The organism is Mycolicibacterium aurum, from assembly GCF_900637195.1.
Taxonomy (GTDB): Bacteria; Actinomycetota; Actinomycetes; order Mycobacteriales; family Mycobacteriaceae; genus Mycobacterium; species Mycobacterium aurum.
In genome coordinates this window covers 3119398-3136387 of sequence record NZ_LR134356.1, presented here as the reverse complement: position 1 = coordinate 3136387, position 16990 = coordinate 3119398, and the positions used below count along the sequence as shown (strand labels likewise).

Below are 16990 nucleotides of genomic sequence, written 5' to 3'. Positions count from 1 at the left end.
TCCCTCAGCTGGTACCCGAATCGCCAGCGGGTGTGTCGGACCGGTGCTTGTCTTCCAATTCGGCCAGTGCGCGGCGCAGTGCGGCTGCCTCGTCGACGCCGACGCGCTCGACGAAGTGCACGAGGGCTGCTTCGCGGCCGCCGGAGTCGGCCGCCTGGTCGAGAGCGTCCACCATCAGGCCCGCGACCAGCTCATCGCGGCCGTGGGTCGGTGCGTAGCGGTGCGCGCGGTCGTCGCGGTGCTGCAGGACCAGGCTCTTCTTGGCCAGCCGCTGCAGCACGGTCATGATCGTCGTGTAAGCAAGGTCACGCCGCGCGGACAGGGCTTCATGCACCTGACGCACGGTCTGCGGCTCGCCCGCGGACCACAGGTGGTCCATCACCGAGCGTTCCAGTTCCCCGAGCCGAGTCAGCTTGGCCATCTTCCGTTCATCTCCTACCGGCTGTAGCTCAAAAGCGTACTACGGGATTACTACCGCGTGTCGTATGAGCTCGCGTCCCAGGTCCGTCTACCCAAAAGCTGCTCGTGCGAATGCCAACGTCCCTTCGGTCGCCATGGATCCCGGCGGCTGTGTGAGTCCAGTCACAGGGTGTCGCACCCCAGGCCCTCGTGCCTATAGTAAGGCTAACCTAATTCACTAAGCCTTACCTAACTACCGATCGGAGGTGCCATGTCGGTGCTGGTCGAGGATCCGCTCATCGCAAGCATGTCCATCCGGCGCATGCTGCCGCTGCACGAGTCCAGTCAGCGACTCCGCGAGCTGTATCGGGAATGCCCACGCGTCTACGGCGTCGCGGTGATGGGTGACCTGTCGCGGCGGCGCTGGTGGCCGCTGGCCGAGATCCTGACGACCGACCGCCTGAACACCATGTTCGCCGCGGGGATGGCCGAGACCGACAGTCGGGCCTCCGTGGCCCAGCAGTTGGCGGCGACCTTTGCCCACGTCGTGGTGGGGCGCGTCGTCCCCCTTCTCGTCCTGGAGGGGCGGGCCTGGGACACCGGCCTGGAGAACCTGTGGGTGCACGTGGACTCCGAAGGCGCCATCGACTGGGTGGGTGTCGTCGATCCCGCGGTGCGGGCACTTCCCGACGATCCGGCGTTCCGGAGCCGAAGGACGGTAGGACGTCCGGCGCCCGACGGGATCCGTGCTCTGCCGAGTGAGGCGGCGTTGACCACCTGGGTCGCCCACCGCAGCCACCGGGCGCTGGAGCCGCTCTTCGACAAGCTCGCGACGGTCAGTGGGGGTGCGATGCCGGTGGCGGCCATGTGGCACCTCGTCGGTGGCGCGGTCGTCAGCGCGGCCACGCAGATTCCGCTGCTGGCGGGTTCGAGCGAGGTCGTCAGCATGCGGCGCGGGCAGGCCGTGCTCGATGCTCTGGTGAAGTTCGGCCTTCCGGTACGCGGCACATCCCGGATGAATTCGGGGAAGCTCTTGCTTAATTAGGGCAGGCTTGCCTATCCTATGGAGGTCGGGTTGATCCCCGAACTTCGGATACCAACGGACCGTGCCGGAGTCCTGAGGGCTGCAGAGACCCCCGGTCCGACCGAAGGAAGAGCCCCACGCTTCATGCGTGGGGCTCTTCCACTTTCGCTGCGACCGTGGTGGTAGACACAAGCCGTGACCACTGATCTTCCTGACGGCCTCGGTGACGGATTCGACGCCGAGCTGGGCCTGACCTACCTCGAGATGACGCCCGACGGCGGCCGCGCGCAACTGCACATCACCGAGAAACTGTTGCAGCCGTGGGGAATTGTGCACGGCGGCGTCTACTGTGCGGTGATCGAGAGCATGGCCAGCGTGTCGGGCCACGTCTGGCTCACGGGCAACGGCGGCGGCACGGTCGTCGGCGTCAACAACAACACCGACTTCCTGCGTGCGATCCGGTCCGGGACGGTCACCGCCACGTCGACGCCGATCCACCGCGGTCGTCGTCAGCAGCTGTGGCTGATCACCCTCACCGACGAGGCCGACAAGGTCGTCGCGCGCGGCCAGGTGCGGCTGCAGAACATTCCCGACGAGTAGCGCCCAGTGCGAGCGCTGCTGACTGCGGTCGGAGATGGCAGTATCGCCCACTATGCGTTTGACGCCGCATGAACAGGAACGGCTGCTGCTGTCGTATGCCGCCGAGCTCGCCCGTCGCCGGCAGGCGCGCGGCCTGAAGCTGAACCACCCCGAGTCGGTCGCGGTGATCACCGACCACATTCTCGAGGGTGCCCGCGACGGCCGCACGGTGGCGGAGTTGATGGTCAGCGGCCGAGAAGTTCTCGGCCGCGACGACGTCATGGACGGGATTCCCGAGATGCTCCACGACGTCCAGGTGGAGGCGACGTTCCCTGACGGCACGAAGCTGGTCACCGTCCACGACCCGATTCCGTGAGAGGCAGGACAGCCCAGTGATCCCAGGCGAGATCGCCTTCGGCGACGGAGACATCGAGATCAATGCCGGCGCCCCGCGCCTGGAACTGGAGATCGTCAACACCGGCGACCGGCCCGTCCAGGTCGGTTCCCACGTACATGTGCCGCAGTCCAACAGCGCGCTGGACTTCGACCGCGCCGCCGCCCACGGCTACCGGTTCGACATCCCGGCAGGTACCGCGATCCGGTTCGAACCGGGTGTCGCGCAACGCGTCAGCCTCGTTCCCCTTGCCGGCACCCGTGAGGTGCACGGCCTGAGCCTCGATCCGCCGGGCAGATTGGACCCCTCATGACCCAGCTGTCCCGGTCGCGCTACGCCGCACTGTTCGGACCCACGACCGGCGACCGCATCAGGTTGGCCGACACCGACCTGTTCATCGAGATCACCGAGGACCGCAGCGGCGGCCCCGGACTGGCGGGCGACGAGGCCGTCTTCGGCGGCGGCAAGGTGCTGCGCGAGTCGATGGGCCAGTCCCGCGCGACCCGTGCCGAGGGTGCCCCCGACACCGTCATCACCGGCGCGGTGATTCTGGATTACTGGGGAGTCATCAAGGCCGACATCGGCATTCGGGACGGCCGCATCACCGCGATCGGCAAGGCGGGTAACCCCGACATCATGTCCGGGGTGCATCCCGACCTGGTGGTGGGCCCGTCAACCGAGATCATCGCCGGAAACGGACGCATCGTCACCGCGGGCGCCATCGACTGTCACGTCCATCTGATCTGTCCGCAGATCATGGAAGAGGCGATGGGTGGCGGGATCACTACGATCGTCGCGGGCGGCACCGGACCCGCTGAGGGAAGCAAGGCCACCACCGTCACGCCCGGGTCCTGGCACCTGGCCCGGATGCTGGAAGCGCTCGACACCTGGCCTCTGAACGTGGCGCTGCTCGGCAAAGGAAATACAGTCAGCGCCGAGGCGATGTGGGAGCAATTGCGCGGCGGTGCTGCAGGATTCAAGTTGCACGAGGACTGGGGAACCACGCCGGCCGCGATCGACGCCTGCCTCACGGTGAGCGAGGCCGCGGGTGTGCAGGCCAACATCCACACCGACACCCTCAACGAGGCCGGGTTCGTCGAGGACACCCTCGCCGCGATCAAGGGCCGGTCGATTCACGCCTATCACACGGAAGGGGCGGGCGGCGGCCACGCACCCGACATCATCACGGTCGTCAGCAGGCCGAACGTCCTTCCGAGCTCCACCAACCCGACGCGGCCCCACACCGTCAACACCCTCGACGAACACCTGGACATGCTGATGGTGTGCCATCACCTGAACCCGAGCGTGCCCGAGGATCTCGCGTTCGCCGAGAGCCGGATCCGGCCCTCCACGATCGCTGCCGAGGACCTGCTGCACGACATCGGCGCGATCTCGATGATCGGCAGTGACGCGCAGGCGATGGGCCGCATCGGAGAGGTGGTGATGCGGACGTGGCAGACCGCCCACGTGATGAAGAAGCGCCGTGGCTTCCTGCCGGGTGACGTCGCGGCCGACAACAACCGCGCGCGGCGTTACGTCGCGAAGTACACCATCTGCCCGGCGGTGGCCCACGGTATCGATCACGAGGTCGGATCAGTCGAGGTCGGCAAGCTCGCCGACCTGGTGCTGTGGGAGCCCGCGTTCTTCGGCGTACGTCCGCACGCGGTGGTCAAGGGCGGCATGATCGCGTGGGCGGCGATGGGTGACGCGAATGCGTCGATCCCGACCCCGCAGCCGGTGCTGCCCCGCCCGATGTTCGGCGCCGCACCCGCGGCGGCCGCGGCGACGTCGGTGCATTTCGTGTCGCCGCAGGCGATCGAGGACGGCCTGGCCGACCGGATCGCCGTGAACCGCAGGCTCGTTGCCGTCGGCAATGTCCGCGGTGTGGGTAAGGCGCAGATGCCGCTCAACGACGCCACCCCCGACATCCGGGTGGATCCGGATACGTTCACGGTGCACATCGACGGTGATGTCTGGCAGGAGCAGCCCGCAGCCGAACTGCCCATGGCGCAGCGGTACTTCCTCTTCTGATGTCCAGCCTGATCACGCTGCTGACCCTCGCCGACTCCCGGCTGCCGACCGGTGGCCACGTCCATTCCGGCGGCGTGGAGGAGGCCGTCTCCAGCGGCCTGGTCATCGACGTGGCCACGCTGCGCGCGTACCTGAAGCGCCGGATCCGGACCACGGGCCTGGTCACCGCATCGCTGGCGGCCGCAGTCCACCGGGGTGGGCTGTCCGCGGTGGCGGGGGAGGGCGGCGATACCGAAACCGATGCGCGCACACCGTCTCCCGCTGCCCGCCACGCCTCCCGAGCACAGGGCCGCGGCTTGGTCCGGCTGGCTCGGCGGGTGTGGCCGGATCGGGACTGGGATGCGCTGGGTCCCACCCCGCATCTCGCAGTGACCGCCGGAGCCGTCGGGGAGGTCAGCGGTCTGGACCCCCTGCACACTGCCCTGTCGGTCGTCTACACCACGATGACGGGATCGGCCACGGCCGCGCAGCGGTTGCTGGCGCTCGATCCCGGCGACGTCGCGGCGGTGACCTTCGCGCTGTCGCAGCTGTGCGACGACACCGCCACCGAAGCCGCCAAAGAGCTCGCCGACCTGTCCGATCCTCTGCTCGACGTCCTCGCGCAACGGCACACCGAACGCGAGCGACCGCTGTTCGCCTCCTAGGGAAGGTTTTTCGTATGCCCCCACATTTCCTCGCATCCGATCAAGTAGGCCAACCGCACGCCCACACCGACCGGCCGCGCCGGGTGCGGCAACCGGGTGAGCCGCTGCGCATCGGTGTCGGCGGACCCGTCGGTTCGGGCAAGACCGCACTGGTGGCCGCCCTGTGCCGGCAGCTGCGCGACGAACTGTCGCTCGCGGTGCTGACCAACGACATCTACACCACCGAGGACGCCGACTTCCTGCGCCGCAACGCTGTGCTGCCCGACGACCGCATCGCCGCGGTGCAGACCGGTGGCTGTCCGCACACCGCGATCCGCGACGACATCACCGCCAATCTGGACGCAATCGACGACCTCATCGCGGGACACGACGCTCTCGATCTCATCCTGGTCGAGTCCGGCGGGGACAACCTCACCGCGACGTTCTCCTCAGGCCTGGTCGACGTCCAGATCTTCGTCATCGACGTCGCAGGCGGGGACAAGGTGCCGCGCAAAGGCGGACCCGGTGTCACGTTCTCGGATCTGTTGGTGATCAACAAGACCGACCTCGCCCCGATGGTCGGCGCCGACCTCGACGTGATGCGGCGCGACGCGACCACCGTGCGCGGCGAGCGTCACTTCGTGTTGATCTCGCTGACCGCCGACCCGGCGGCGACGCCGGTCCTGCACTGGGTGCGCGAGCAACTCAGGGTTGCACAGGCCGTCTAGATGCGTTCGGACGTCCTGATCGTCGCGAAACGGGGCCGGGCACCGCACATCGAGTGCACCGGCGGCATCGCGGGCCGCCGCACCGATACCGACACGGTGCATCTGGTGTCGTCGGTTGCCACCCCGCTGGGTGGCGACGCGATCCAGATGCGGGTGGTGGTGGAACCCGGTGCACGGCTGACACTGCGCACCGTCGCGGCGACGGTGACGCTGCCGGGTGCGACCACCGACGAGTCCCACTCGACGTGGACCTTGGACGTCGCGGGGGAGCTCGACCTCGACCCGCAACCGACCATCGTCGCGGCTACCTCGCGGCACTTCACGGCCACCCGGCTGACCCTGGGCGGCGACGGCGTGCTACGGCTGCGAGAACGCGTGCAGATCGGCAGAACCGGTGAGCGTCAAGGCTTCTGGTCAGGATCCCTGCACGCCGACATCGACGGGAAGCCGCTGCTGCGACATCGCGTCGAGCTGGGCAACGGGTCCCTCGCCGACGACGAGATAGCCGCTCCCCGTGCCTGCATCAGCGAGATGCGTTATCCGCGCAGCGATGTCGACGGAGTCGGGACGACGCTGGAGCTGGCCGGCGGCGGCTGCCTGTCCACCTGGCAGGGCGACCGACTGTGACGGACTAACTCGCCGCTTTCTCGGTCTCCTGCACGGCGGCCGCGATCTCCTCGAGCTCCTCGATGCGTGTTCGCGCATAGGCCTGCTGCTCGGTGATGGTCAACTGGCCGCGGTTGCGTCCGAGGAACGTCACCGTCCACGACAGCATCGTCACGATCTTGGTCTTGAAGCCGACCAGATAGATCAGGTGCAGGAACAGCCAGGCCAGCCACGCGATGAAGCCGCCGAACTCGAGCGGTCCGATCTTCGCCACCGCGCTGAACTTCGACACCGTGGCCATCGAGCCCTTGTCGAAGTAGTCGAACGGCTCCCGCTGGGTCGGATCGGCGCCCTTGAGGCCGGCCATGATGGCCTTGGCGGCGTACTTGCCACCCTGGATCGCGCCCTGCGCCATGCCCGGGACACCTTCGACCGCTGCCATGTCGCCCACGACAAACACATTCGGGTGGCCCGGGATCGACAGATCGGGCAGCACCTTCACGCGGCCCGCGCGGTCCAGCTCGACACCCGACTGATCCGCCAGGTCGCGTCCCAGCGGGCTCGCCGAAACCCCGGCGGACCACACCTTGCATGCGGCCTCGATGCGACGGATCGTGCCGTCGGGGTCCTTGACGGTGATGCCGTTGCGGTCGACGTCGGTGACCATCGCGTTGAGCTGGATCTCGACGCCCAGCTTCTCCAGCCGGGCCTGCGCCTTCTTGCCGAGTTTCTCACCCATCGGGGGCAGCACAGCGGGAGCGGCGTCGAGCAGAATCACCCGGGCCTTCGTCGAATCGATGTGGCGGAACGTGCCTTTGAGCGTGTGGTCGGCCAATTCAGCGATCTGCCCGGCCATCTCGACGCCGGTCGGGCCTGCGCCCACGACGACGAACGTCAACAGTTTCTCCCGCCGCGCGGGATCACTGGAGCGTTCCGCCTGCTCGAAGGCGCCGAGGATGCGGCCGCGCAACTCCAGCGCATCGTCGATGGACTTCATGCCAGGGGCGAACTCGGCGAAATGGTCGTTGCCGAAATAGGACTGGCCTGCGCCGGCAGCGATGATCAGGCTGTCGAACGGCGTGACGTAGGTGTGTCCCAGCAGCTCGGACCGGATGGTCTTGGACTCCAGGTCCACCCGGGTGACGTCGCCGAGCAGTACCTGGGCGTTCTTCTGGTTGCGCAGGATCACGCGGGTCGCCGGGGCGATCTCGCCTTCTGAGATGATGCCGGTCGCCACCTGGTACAGCAGCGGCTGGAACAGGTGGTGGGTGGTCCGGGCGACCATCTTGATGTCGACGTCTGCCTTCTTGAGCGTCTTGGCTGCGGTCAACCCACCGAAGCCCGACCCGATGATGACGACTTTGTGCCGGTCGGACGGAGTGGCTCCGGGATGGCTCATTGCTGCTCCTTGTCGGATCCGCTTCCGGATCCCTTGGCGGACCCGTCTCGGATTCCTTCTTTACCCATTCAGAACAACGAAAACTTTAGTCGTTGCCCTTCCGGGTGGCGCGGTGAGATACCCCACCGCGGCCGCTGTTCATCCCGTCGGTGCGTGTGCTGGGGCAGATCAGCCGGTGACCAGCGGCTTGAGTGCCTCGCCGAGCGCGGCGATCTGACCCGGCTGATAGCCGAAGATCTGCGTGGGTACGTACAGGATCACGCCGTCGATCCCGGCGTCGAGAACTTTCGACTTGATCTGCTCGGCAATCTGCTCGACGCTGCCCGCCACGGTGCTCTGCTTGAACTCGTCGGGGATGGAGTTCGGGTCGACTCCGTCCTCCGGACCCCCGATGAAGGCGCCGACCAGCATGCTGGTTTCCAGCGTCGCGGGATCGCGGTCGATCTCCTCGCAGCGCTGCCGGACCACGTCGAGCTTGCGGGCCAGCTGGTCGAAGCCGGCGATGATGTTGAGGTGGTCGAAGTGCCGGGCCGCCAGCGGGATGGTCTTCTTCTCGCCGCTGCCACCGATCATCAGCGGAATGTGTTCGCGGAAGCGGGGATTGGCGAACGCTTCCTGGGTGCGGTAGTACTTCCCGGTGAAGGTGGCGCGCTCACCCTTGAGCATCGGCAGAATGATCTGCAACCCTTCGTCGAGTTTGTTGAACCGGTCGGTGAAGGTCCCGAACTCGTAGCCCAGTTGGTCGTGCTCCAGCTCGAACCAGCCGGTGCCGAGGCCCAGGATCGCGCGCCCTTGGCTGATGACGTCGAGCGTGGTGATCGCCTTGGCCAGCAGCGTCGGATTGCGATAGGTGTTGCCGGTGACCAAAGTTCCCAGCGCCACGTTCTCGGTGGCTGTCGCCAGGGCGCCGAGGGCGGTGTAGGCCTCCAGCATCGGCTGGTCCGGGCTGCCGATACCGGGGAGTTGGTAGAAGTGGTCCATCAGGAAGACGGAGTCGAAGCCGGCGTTGTCGGCCTCCTGCGCCTGCGCGATGACGGTGGGGAAGAGGTCGGCGACATCAGCCTGGCCGGATGCCCCGTAGGAGAAGTTGTTGATCTGAAGCCCGAGTCGAATCGTCACGTGTTCGACCCTAACCACTGCCTGCGCCGCGGCGGCGTGCGTTTCGCTGGACGCGAAGGCCGGAATAAATTCAGGCGAAGTTGGCGAGCGCGCCGTGGCTGACGTGCAGCGTCTGTCCGGTGATGTGCCGGGCCGCCGGGGTGGTGAGAAACAGCGACAGCCGCGAGATCTCCGCACTGACCGACGGCGGGGTGGTGCCCAGCCCGGCGTAGCCCTGGTCGACGCCGCGGCCCACCGCGACGGCGTTGACGGTGATACCGCGGATGCCGAAGTGATTGGCCTGTCCGGCGGTCCAGTCGGTGATCGCGGCCTTCACGGCGGCGGCGGCAGAACCGTCGCGCGGCGGATCGGGGATCACGGTGACGATCGAGCCACCCGAGCGCAGATGGTCGCCGAGGACCTGGACGGTCAGCACCGACGCGACCAGCCCGGCATCGAAGAGGCCCCGCCATTCGCCGGCGTGGTCGCTGAGCGTGTAGGTGCGGGGATCGCCGCCGTGCCACTGCGGGGCGGGGACGTTGATGATCGTGTCCAGATGTGCGGGTACCTGGCCGTGCAGGCCGGCGACCGAGGCGGGATCGGTGTTGTCGAACACGAGCGCGTCGACGTCGAGTTCCTTGGCGAGAACTTCGAGGTCGTCGCGGTTCCGTCCGCCGAGCAATACCGTGTGGCCGGCTCCGCAGAAGCTCTCCGCGATCGTGCGGCCAAGTTCGGTGTCGCACCCCGTGATCAGCACATCCATCATCGGCCTCCTGTTGCGTTCGACGCTGAACCCCAGCGAGTCGGCTAAATGTTACTGGACAGTAGCAAGATGCGGAAACCCGACGCGCCGTCCCGTGAACGGCCCCGGCGAACGCTGGAATGGGCGGCGTAACGGTGCCGCGACGTGCCGCGATCAACTGGTCAGACTCTGCAGCAGCAGAGCTACCGCTCGCACCGCCCGCGCGCCGTGCGGGAGCTGACGCATGTCAGCAAACTTTCAAAACCTGTCTATGTGCTGTGATCTAACATACAGCAATATAACAATTGAGCACTCTTTGACCTCCTCACACTTGCGTCACGGCTGTAACACGGTAGTTTCATCCCCATGGATCAGCAGGATGTGCATCCTCCCCGCCGTAAGTGCCTGTCGACGTCGCTCCGCGCGGCACTGAGCGGCGCCACGACCATCGCGTTGGCGGCGGCGTTGACCCTGCCCGCGGTCGCGCACGCTCAGCCCGCGCCGACGCCTTCGCCTGCCCCACCGCCTCCCGCGGTCGGTGCACCCGAAGCCCCGCCGCCTGCGGTGCCACCACCTGCGCCCGTCGACCCGAATGCGCCGCCGCCCGCGGTCGACCCGAACGCACCGGCACCGCCGGCCAACCCCGAAGCGCCACCCGCGCCGGAGCCCGGCCGCGTGGACAACGCCGCCGGCGGCTTCAGCTACGTCGTCCCGGCCGGCTGGACGGTCTCGGACGCGACGCAACTGTCGTACGGACAGGCACTGCTGTCGAAGCTGCCGCCGGAAGGGTCACCGCCCGACGCCGAGCCCGCCAGCGACACCAGCGTCCTGCTCGGCCGGCTCGATCTGAAACTGTTCGCAGGCGCCGAGAGTGACAACACCAAGGCCGCGCAGCGGCTGGCGTCCGACATGGGCGAGTTCTTCATGCCTTTCCCGGGGACCAGGGTCAACCAACAGGTGATACCGCTGGACGCCGGAGGCGCGACGGGCGTCGCCTCCTACTACGAGGTGAAGTTCACCGACACCAATAAGCCCAACGGGCAGATCTGGGCCGGTGTCGTGGGTGCACCGACGGCTCCCGGCACTCCCCGCGGGCAGCGCACACCGGAGCGGTGGTTCGTGGTGTGGCTGGGTACGGCGACCAACCCGGTTCCGCAGGCCGAAGCCGTCACGCTGGCCAACTCGATTCGCCCGTGGACGCCACCGCCACCGCCTCCGCCGCCGGACCCCAACGCGCCGCCGCCACCGGTGGACCCGAACGCACCGGCACCGAGGCCCGCCGTCGGCGTGCCGGTTCCGGTGGATCCGAACACGGCGCCGGGGATGCTGCCCCCGGCCTGACGGCCCGCGTGATCGTGTCCGTTTCGCGCACCGTTTGCATTGCCGATTCGTTACCCGGCGGCGGTATACCTGGGCCATGGTCCGGTCGCATCCGCACCGGGCCCGGCGATCGACAGGTGGGAGCTCCTGATGGAGATGATTGCGGCAACAGAGATTCTGGCGCGTTCCAGCACGGTCACCAGCGTGGGCTGGATCGGCTACATCATCATCGGCGCCATCGCGGGATGGATCGCCGGGAAGATCGTCAAGGGCTCCGGGTCGGGAATCCTGATGAACATCGTGATCGGCGTCGTCGGCGCGCTCATCGGAGGGTTCCTGTTGAGCTTCTTCCTCGATACGGCGGGTGGCGGCTGGTGGTTCACGCTGTTCACAGCCGTACTCGGCGCAGTGATCCTGCTGTGGATCGTCGGCATGGTGCAGAGAAAGAAGGTCTGACCCGCGGCCGTGGCATCGTGAGGTCATGACCGACCGCACGATGCGGGCATGGCAGGTCCGGCGCCCCGGGCCGATGTCGACCCGACCGCTGGTGTCCGCGGACGTGCCGATACCGGAGCCGGGACCCGGCGAGTTGCTGGTGTCCGTGCGGGTGTGTGGCGTCTGTCGTACCGATCTGCACGTTGCCGAGGGCGACCTGCCGGTACACCGGCCGGACGTGACGCCCGGCCACGAGGTGGTCGGCGAGGTGGTGGCGCTCGGCCCGGACGCCGGTTCGCGGTTCGCGACGGGCGATCGGGTGGGTATCGCGTGGCTGCGCCATACCTGCGGTACCTGCGTGTCTTGCGTGCGCGGCCAGGAGAATCTGTGTCCGCAGTCCCGCTACACGGGATGGGACGCCGACGGTGGCTATGCCGAATTCGCGACGGTGCCTGCCGCGTTCGCGCTGCCGCTGCCTGCCGGATACACCGACGCCCAGCTGGCGCCGCTGCTGTGCGCGGGAATCATCGGCTACCGCGCACTCCTGCGGGCCGAGGTGCCGCCCGGTGGGCGACTCGGCATCTACGGCTTCGGCGGGAGCGCTCACCTCACGGCCCAGGTCGCACTCGCCGCGGGCGCGGAAGTTCACGTCATGACCCGTGGGGAACAGGCCCGGGAGCTGGCGCTGTCCCTCGGTGCGGCCTCCGCCCAGGAGGCGAGCGCCGCGCCGCCGGTGCCGCTGGATTCGGCAATCCTGTTCGCTCCGGTCGGCGAGCTCGTCCTGCCCGCCCTCGAAGCACTCGATCGTGGCGGGACGCTGGCGGTCGCCGGCATCCACCTCAGTGACATCCCGACGCTGAACTCTCAGCGTCACCTCTTTCAGGAGCGGCAGCTGCGTTCGGTGACGTCGAACACCCGCGCCGACGCGCTCGCTTTTCTGGAGTTCGCCGCCGATCACCCCTTGGAGGTGACCGGCCCGCAGTACCCGCTGGACCGAGCGGATCAGGCGCTCGCCGACCTGAGCGGCGGACGGATCGCCGGCGCCGGCGTGCTGATGGTCTAGCTCAGAGTTCCGCCAGAGCGGCCCCCAGGCGGCCGGTCAGGTCTCCGCGGCCGAAGCGGTAGAGCGGACCGGCGCCATCGGAGAGCACGAGCCGCAGCCGGGCCATCCCGAGTACGCCAACCGGACGCGGGGACTGCAACCGCCGCCTTACCTGGTCGATGAGGTCCGCGGCGGCGATGACGTTCACGATGTGGACAGGAATGCGCCACGAGTGCACGTCGGGGTCGCGCGCCTCCCGTACCGCTCGCAGCAGCGCACTCGCGACCGCCTGCCGTTCGGTCGTCGACGTCAGGCGCGTCCGGTGCGCGGCAAGTGCGCTCCCCGGGTCGGCGCTGACTCCCACGGCGAGCATTCGGTCGTATCGGTGAGCCCGCAGGCGGGCGGTGAGCCGCGCAGTGAGGGAGCAACGCCGGGCCGCCGGGGCGGCGCGCGCACAGGTCACGGCACCCAGTAGCTCGGGGGTGATTCGGTGATCGGGCATCGTGTCGTCTCCGCCTCGCTCGCTATGACTACCAAAAACCCTATACCGGTCATGCATGACCAGTCAATGCGATTTACTGGTCATGACGATGTAGCATGGTCCGATGAATTCGCGGCAGGTGACGTGGCCGGGCGACGACGAGGACAAACCCGCGCCGGGCCCGTTGCGTCGTATCCAGTCGCTCGTCAACACTGTCGAGCGGCCCGACGGCGCCGACCGTCTCGCTGATCCGTCCGATGCCCGGCCCTGGTTGGTCGAGCAGCGACTGCTGGCGCCGTCTGCGCCGCTGACCGACGCCGACCTCACCCTCGTCGTCGAAGTCCGAGAAGCGCTGCGGGCGTTGCTCATCCAGAACGGCGGCGGCCCGGAACCGACCCCCGACCGACTCGCACCGCTGCACCGGATCGCTGAAGCCGCGCACGTCCGCCCCGCGGTCGGTCCCGACGGCACGATCGCGGTGGCGGTCGACGGCGACGACCTTCCCGCTCGCCTCGCGGCGCTGCTGCTGGTGATCCACGATGCCCAGCGAGACGACAGCTGGCGGTTGCTCAAGGCGTGTGGGAACGACGAATGCCGGTGGGCGTTCTACGACAAGTCCCGTAACCACGGCGGGACGTGGTGCGACATGGCCTCGTGCGGCAACAAACTCAAGAACCGGGAGTTCCGCGCACGCAGGGCGAAAGCGGGCGCCTGATCCGAGTCAGGACAGGTGCCACACCAGCGCGGCGGCCAACGCGCCGAGCCCGTTGAGCGACCAGTGCAGCGCGATGGGCGCGATCAAGCTGCCGCTACGGCGCCGCAGCCAGGTGAACACGAAGCCCGCGGCCGCAGTGGCCACCACCGCCCCGATGACGCCGGCGACCATGCCGAACACCCCGCCACCGAGGATCTTCGTGAAGCCGACATTGCTGGCCGTCAATCCCATCGATGTCGCGATGTGCCACAAGCCGAACAGCAGTGAGCCGGCGGCGGCGACACCGCGCCATCCCCACGCCCGGTCCAGCGCACCGTGCAGCACGCCGCGGAACGCCAGTTCCTCAGGGATCACGGTCTGCAGCGGAATGATGATCATCGAGGCGACCAGTGCACCCGAGAGCGTCGCGTAGTTGTTGTTCAAAAACATCGGCCGGGTCCAGGGCAGCATCGCGCCGATCGCGATCACGGCGCCGACGAGTCCCACCGCGCCCAGCGCGTAGCCCGCGCCGGATCGCCAGTGTTCACGGCCGAGGCCGAGCTCGGACCAATCCAGACCGCGCGTGCGGACCAGGAGCAGCAGCCCGACCGCCGCGGCGGGGACCACGGCGACGTTCGCCCAGGGAGTGGTGAAGTGCGCCAGCAGGTTGGTCAGCGCCAGCACCACGACGACGACGGCGATGTCGACGTAGACACGGAAGTGATGCAACGCAGCCAGCTGCGCCACCACGGGGTGTGGCTCGAGCGGAGCGGCGACGTCAGACATAACCGCTCCAGGCTACCTGGGTTATTCGTTGTCGCCCCCGGTCGCAGCGGCGGCGCCTCCTGCTGAGGTGGCGAATCCCGCCTCCCGGGCGGCAGGCCACACCCAGTCCTTGACCGCAGGGAGGTCGTCGCCGTATGCCCGGGTGTACTCGCGGGCAGTCAGGCGGTTGTCGGCCATTTCCTGGCGCAGCGGCGCGCAGCTGGACCCGAGCGCAGGCACGCGGTCGATGACGTCCATGACCAGGTGATAGCGATCCAGGTCGTTGAGCATCACCATGTCGAACGGCGTGGTCGTGGTGCCCTCCTCCTTGTAGCCGCGCACATGCAGGTTGGCGTGTCCGGCCCGCCGGTAGGTCAGTCGGTGGATCAGCCACGGGTAGCCGTGGTAGGCGAAGATGATCGGCTTATCGGTGGTGAAGATCATGTCGAAATCGCGGTCGGTCAGGCCGTGCGGATGCTCGGTCGAATCCTGCAGCCGCATGAGATCCACGACGTTGACGAACCGGATCTTGAGGTCCGGCAGCTTCGTGCGCAGGATGTCGGCGGCAGCCAGCGCCTCGAGCGTCGGGACGTCGCCTGCGGAGGCGAGCACGACGTCCGGCTCCTCACCCAGCACCTCCGACCCGGCCCACTCCCAGATGCCGAGACCGCGCGTGCAATGCGCGATGGCCTGGTCCATGGTGAGGAAGTTCGGCGCGGGCTGCTTGCCCGAGACGACGACGTTGACGTACTGGCGCGACCTCAGGCAGTGGTCGTACGTCGAGAGCAGCGTGTTGGCGTCCGGTGGCAGGTACACACGCACCACGTTGGCGCTCTTGTTGACGACGTGGTCGATGAAACCCGGGTCCTGATGTGAGAAACCGTTGTGGTCCTGGCGCCAGACATGGCTGGAGAGCAGGTAGTTCAGGCTGGCGATCGGCCGCCGCCACGGGATGTGGTTGGTGACCTTGAGCCATTTCGCGTGCTGGTTGAACATCGAGTCGACGATGTGGATGAACGCCTCGTAGCAGTTGAACAACCCGTGGCGGCCCGTGAGCAGGTAGCCCTCGAGCCAGCCTTGGCACTGGTGCTCCGACAGCATCTCGACTACCCGACCCACTCTCGCGAGGTGGTCGTCGACCTCGGGGCCGAAGAACTCGGCGTTCCACTGCTTGTCGGTGGCCTCGTACACCGACTGCAGCCGGTTGGATGCGGTCTCGTCGGGTCCGAAGATGCGGAAGTTGTCGGGGTTGAGCCGGATGACCTCGGTCAGCCACTGGCCGAGCACGCGGGTGGCCTCGGCCACCGTGGCGCCCGGCGTCGGGACGTCGACGGCGAAGGTGCGGAAGTCGGGCAGCCGGAGATCCTTGAGCAGCAGGCCCCCGTTGGTGTGCGGGTTGTCGCTCATCCGCAGCTGCCCCGGGGGCGCCAGCGCGGCGATGTCGGGCAGCAGCTTTCCGTCGGCGTCGAACAACTCGTCGGCACGGTAGGAGGCCAGCCAGTCGGACAGCACGGCGAGGTGTTCCTTCGTGTCGCGTGCGTTGGACAGCGGCACCTGGTGTGCCCGCCAGGAGCCGGTGGTCTTCTTGCCGTCGATGTAGTCGGGCCCCGTCCATCCCTTCGGCGTGCGGAACACGATCATGGGCCATGCCGGGCGCTCCTGTTCGCCTGCCGCGGCCTTGGCCTTGATGTCGGCGATGTCGTCGAGCACGTCGTCGAGAAGTTCGGCGAACCGACGGTGCGCATCAGCGCGGACCTCGTCGGAGGAGTCCTGAGGTCCATCGGGAACCTCGAAGAAGTAGGGGCGGTGACCGTAGCCGACCATCAGGCTGCGCAACTCGTCCTCGGGGATGCGCGCCAGCACCGTCGGGTTGGCGATCTTGTAGCCGTTGAGGTGCAGGATCGGCAGGACCACGCCGTCCTTGGCCGGATTGACCAGCTTGTTGGAGTGCCAGCTCGTCGCCAGCGGGCCCGTCTCGGCCTCCCCGTCGCCGACGACCGCGGCCACCAGCAGATCGGGGTTGTCGAACGCGGCGCCGTAGGCGTGCGACAACGCGTAGCCCAGCTCGCCGCCTTCGTGGATGGACCCGGGGGTCTCGGGGGCGACGTGCGACGGGATGCCGCCGGGGAAGGAGAACTGCCGGAACAACCGGCGGATCCCCTCGGCGTCCTGGGTGATGTCGGTATAGATCTCGCTGTAGGTGCCGTCGAGATAGGCGTTGGCCACCAAACCCGGCCCGCCGTGACCGGGCCCGGTGACGTACACCGTGGACTGCTGCCGCTCGCTGATGGCCCGATTGAGATGGGCGTACAGAAAGTTCAGGCCTGGCGTGGTGCCCCAGTGGCCGAGCAGGCGCGGTTTGACGTCTTCCCGCGTGAGCGGGGTGCGCAGCAGCGGATTGTCGAGCAGGTAGATCTGGCCGACCGACAGGTAGTTGGCGGCACGCCACCACCTGTCCAGTTGCTCGACGCCGTCGTCGTCGAGCGGCCGGCGTTCCACGGTCTGCCACGCGGCGGGCGAGCTGTCCTGGGCTGTGGTCGTGGTTGTCATGTCCTCATCCAACTCCGCATCCTGGTGCGGTCAACTCGTACCCGATGGCATGCGCGTTAATCTTTCGCGCACCGTTATCG

Annotated in this window: 19 protein-coding genes; 12 read left to right on the top strand and 7 right to left on the bottom strand. The window is 67.8% G+C overall.

The window, feature by feature from the left end:
• Window positions 1–4: 4 nt before the first annotated feature.
• Window positions 5–421, bottom strand: coding sequence for a BlaI/MecI/CopY family transcriptional regulator (locus EL337_RS14840; RefSeq protein WP_048631063.1), 417 nt, complete (start codon window positions 419–421; stop codon window positions 5–7).
• Between the two features lie 249 nt (window positions 422–670).
• Between EL337_RS14840 and EL337_RS14835 the strand changes: the two genes are divergently transcribed.
• From EL337_RS14835 to EL337_RS14800, 8 genes are all read left to right on the top strand, one after another.
• On the top strand, window positions 671–1444 hold the full coding sequence (locus tag EL337_RS14835) for a hypothetical protein (RefSeq protein WP_048631062.1): 774 nt from the start codon (window positions 671–673) through the stop codon (window positions 1442–1444).
• A 174-nt stretch (window positions 1445–1618) separates the two neighbouring features.
• Window positions 1619–2023 (top strand): PaaI family thioesterase, encoded by a 405-nt coding sequence (locus EL337_RS14830; RefSeq protein ID WP_048631061.1) that lies wholly within the window; start codon window positions 1619–1621, stop codon window positions 2021–2023.
• A gap of 52 nt (window positions 2024–2075) precedes the next feature.
• Window positions 2076–2378 carry an urease subunit gamma gene (locus EL337_RS14825; protein ID WP_048631060.1) on the top strand — a complete coding sequence of 101 codons (303 nt, stop codon included), beginning with the start codon at window positions 2076–2078 and terminating at the stop codon, window positions 2376–2378.
• 16 nt (window positions 2379–2394) lie between these two features.
• Entirely contained in the window at window positions 2395–2709 is a 315-nt protein-coding gene (locus EL337_RS14820) for an urease subunit beta (protein ID WP_048631059.1), read from the top strand.
• Complete coding sequence (locus tag EL337_RS14815; protein ID WP_048631058.1) at window positions 2706–4427, top strand: urease subunit alpha; 1722 nt, start codon at window positions 2706–2708, stop codon at window positions 4425–4427. The genes EL337_RS14820 and EL337_RS14815 overlap by 4 nt, the downstream gene beginning before the upstream one ends.
• On the top strand, window positions 4427–5071 hold the full coding sequence (locus EL337_RS14810) for an urease accessory protein UreF (protein WP_048631057.1): 645 nt from the start codon (window positions 4427–4429) through the stop codon (window positions 5069–5071). The genes EL337_RS14815 and EL337_RS14810 overlap by 1 nt, the downstream gene beginning before the upstream one ends.
• Window positions 5072–5085: 14 nt before the next feature.
• Complete coding sequence (gene ureG, locus EL337_RS14805) at window positions 5086–5778, top strand: urease accessory protein UreG (protein ID WP_048631056.1); 693 nt, start codon at window positions 5086–5088, stop codon at window positions 5776–5778.
• Window positions 5779–6405 (top strand): urease accessory protein UreD, encoded by a 627-nt coding sequence (locus EL337_RS14800; protein ID WP_048631055.1) that lies wholly within the window; start codon window positions 5779–5781, stop codon window positions 6403–6405. It abuts the gene before it with no gap.
• Window positions 6406–6409: 4 nt separating this feature from the next.
• Here the strand turns inward: EL337_RS14800 and EL337_RS14795 are convergent, their stop codons facing one another.
• The 3 genes from EL337_RS14795 to EL337_RS14785 all read right to left on the bottom strand — a co-directional run bounded on the left by EL337_RS14795 (window position 6410) and on the right by EL337_RS14785 (window position 9644).
• Complete coding sequence (locus EL337_RS14795) at window positions 6410–7783, bottom strand: type II NADH:quinone oxidoreductase Ndh (protein ID WP_048631054.1); 1374 nt, start codon at window positions 7781–7783, stop codon at window positions 6410–6412.
• A gap of 168 nt (window positions 7784–7951) precedes the next feature.
• Entirely contained in the window at window positions 7952–8902 is a 951-nt protein-coding gene (locus EL337_RS14790; protein ID WP_048631053.1) for an LLM class F420-dependent oxidoreductase, read from the bottom strand.
• A gap of 70 nt (window positions 8903–8972) precedes the next feature.
• Window positions 8973–9644: an SDR family oxidoreductase gene (locus tag EL337_RS14785; protein WP_048631267.1), complete on the bottom strand. Its 672-nt coding sequence runs from the start codon at window positions 9642–9644 to the stop codon at window positions 8973–8975.
• 345 nt (window positions 9645–9989) lie between these two features.
• Between EL337_RS14785 and EL337_RS14780 the strand changes: the two genes are divergently transcribed.
• The 3 genes from EL337_RS14780 to EL337_RS14770 all read left to right on the top strand — a co-directional run bounded on the left by EL337_RS14780 (window position 9990) and on the right by EL337_RS14770 (window position 12441).
• Window positions 9990–10964, top strand: a complete 975-nt coding sequence (locus EL337_RS14780; protein WP_048631052.1) for an APA family fibronectin-binding glycoprotein — start codon at window positions 9990–9992, stop codon at window positions 10962–10964.
• Between the two features lie 129 nt (window positions 10965–11093).
• Window positions 11094–11399, top strand: a complete 306-nt coding sequence (locus EL337_RS14775) for a GlsB/YeaQ/YmgE family stress response membrane protein (RefSeq protein ID WP_048631051.1) — start codon at window positions 11094–11096, stop codon at window positions 11397–11399.
• 25 nt (window positions 11400–11424) lie between these two features.
• A complete protein-coding gene (locus tag EL337_RS14770; RefSeq protein WP_197724110.1) occupies window positions 11425–12441 on the top strand; it encodes a zinc-binding alcohol dehydrogenase family protein in 1017 nt (338 codons plus the stop codon).
• Between the two features lies 1 nt (window position 12442).
• Here the strand turns inward: EL337_RS14770 and EL337_RS14765 are convergent, their stop codons facing one another.
• Window positions 12443–12922 carry a hypothetical protein gene (locus tag EL337_RS14765; RefSeq protein ID WP_083442979.1) on the bottom strand — a complete coding sequence of 160 codons (480 nt, stop codon included), beginning with the start codon at window positions 12920–12922 and terminating at the stop codon, window positions 12443–12445.
• Window positions 12923–13025: 103 nt separating this feature from the next.
• Between EL337_RS14765 and EL337_RS14760 the strand changes: the two genes are divergently transcribed.
• The gene (locus EL337_RS14760) at window positions 13026–13616 is read left to right on the top strand and encodes a CGNR zinc finger domain-containing protein (protein ID WP_048631050.1); all 591 of its coding nucleotides are present in this window, start codon (window positions 13026–13028) and stop codon (window positions 13614–13616) included.
• 6 nt (window positions 13617–13622) lie between these two features.
• Here EL337_RS14760 and EL337_RS14755 read toward each other — a convergent pair whose 3' ends face one another.
• Window positions 13623–14381 (bottom strand): CPBP family intramembrane glutamic endopeptidase, encoded by a 759-nt coding sequence (locus EL337_RS14755; RefSeq protein WP_048631049.1) that lies wholly within the window; start codon window positions 14379–14381, stop codon window positions 13623–13625.
• A gap of 21 nt (window positions 14382–14402) precedes the next feature.
• Window positions 14403–16910, bottom strand: coding sequence for a phosphoketolase family protein (locus EL337_RS14750; protein WP_048631048.1), 2508 nt, complete (start codon window positions 16908–16910; stop codon window positions 14403–14405).
• Between the last annotated feature and the right edge of the window lie 80 nt (window positions 16911–16990).

Excerpts from the sequence above, each read along its gene's own strand:
- EL337_RS14835 (WP_048631062.1), top strand. The coding sequence starts at position 671 with ATGTCGGTGCTGGTCGAGGATCCGCTCATCGCAAGCATGTCCATCCGG.
- EL337_RS14785 (WP_048631267.1), bottom strand. The coding sequence starts at position 9,644 with ATGGATGTGCTGATCACGGGGTGCGACACCGAACTTGGCCGCACGATC.
- EL337_RS14770 (WP_197724110.1), top strand. The coding sequence starts at position 11,425 with ATGACCGACCGCACGATGCGGGCATGGCAGGTCCGGCGCCCCGGGCCG.
- EL337_RS14780 (WP_048631052.1), top strand. The coding sequence starts at position 9,990 with ATGGATCAGCAGGATGTGCATCCTCCCCGCCGTAAGTGCCTGTCGACG.
- EL337_RS14810 (WP_048631057.1), top strand. The coding sequence starts at position 4,427 with ATGTCCAGCCTGATCACGCTGCTGACCCTCGCCGACTCCCGGCTGCCG.
- EL337_RS14750 (WP_048631048.1), bottom strand. The coding sequence starts at position 16,910 with ATGACAACCACGACCACAGCCCAGGACAGCTCGCCCGCCGCGTGGCAG.
- EL337_RS14760 (WP_048631050.1), top strand. The coding sequence starts at position 13,026 with ATGAATTCGCGGCAGGTGACGTGGCCGGGCGACGACGAGGACAAACCC.
- EL337_RS14775 (WP_048631051.1), top strand. The coding sequence starts at position 11,094 with ATGGAGATGATTGCGGCAACAGAGATTCTGGCGCGTTCCAGCACGGTC.
- EL337_RS14815 (WP_048631058.1), top strand. The coding sequence starts at position 2,706 with ATGACCCAGCTGTCCCGGTCGCGCTACGCCGCACTGTTCGGACCCACG.
- EL337_RS14840 (WP_048631063.1), bottom strand. The coding sequence starts at position 421 with ATGGCCAAGCTGACTCGGCTCGGGGAACTGGAACGCTCGGTGATGGAC.
- EL337_RS14825 (WP_048631060.1), top strand. The coding sequence starts at position 2,076 with ATGCGTTTGACGCCGCATGAACAGGAACGGCTGCTGCTGTCGTATGCC.
- EL337_RS14800 (WP_048631055.1), top strand. The coding sequence starts at position 5,779 with ATGCGTTCGGACGTCCTGATCGTCGCGAAACGGGGCCGGGCACCGCAC.
- EL337_RS14795 (WP_048631054.1), bottom strand. The coding sequence starts at position 7,783 with ATGAGCCATCCCGGAGCCACTCCGTCCGACCGGCACAAAGTCGTCATC.
- EL337_RS14755 (WP_048631049.1), bottom strand. The coding sequence starts at position 14,381 with ATGTCTGACGTCGCCGCTCCGCTCGAGCCACACCCCGTGGTGGCGCAG.
- ureG (WP_048631056.1), top strand. The coding sequence starts at position 5,086 with ATGCCCCCACATTTCCTCGCATCCGATCAAGTAGGCCAACCGCACGCC.
- EL337_RS14765 (WP_083442979.1), bottom strand. The coding sequence starts at position 12,922 with ATGCCCGATCACCGAATCACCCCCGAGCTACTGGGTGCCGTGACCTGT.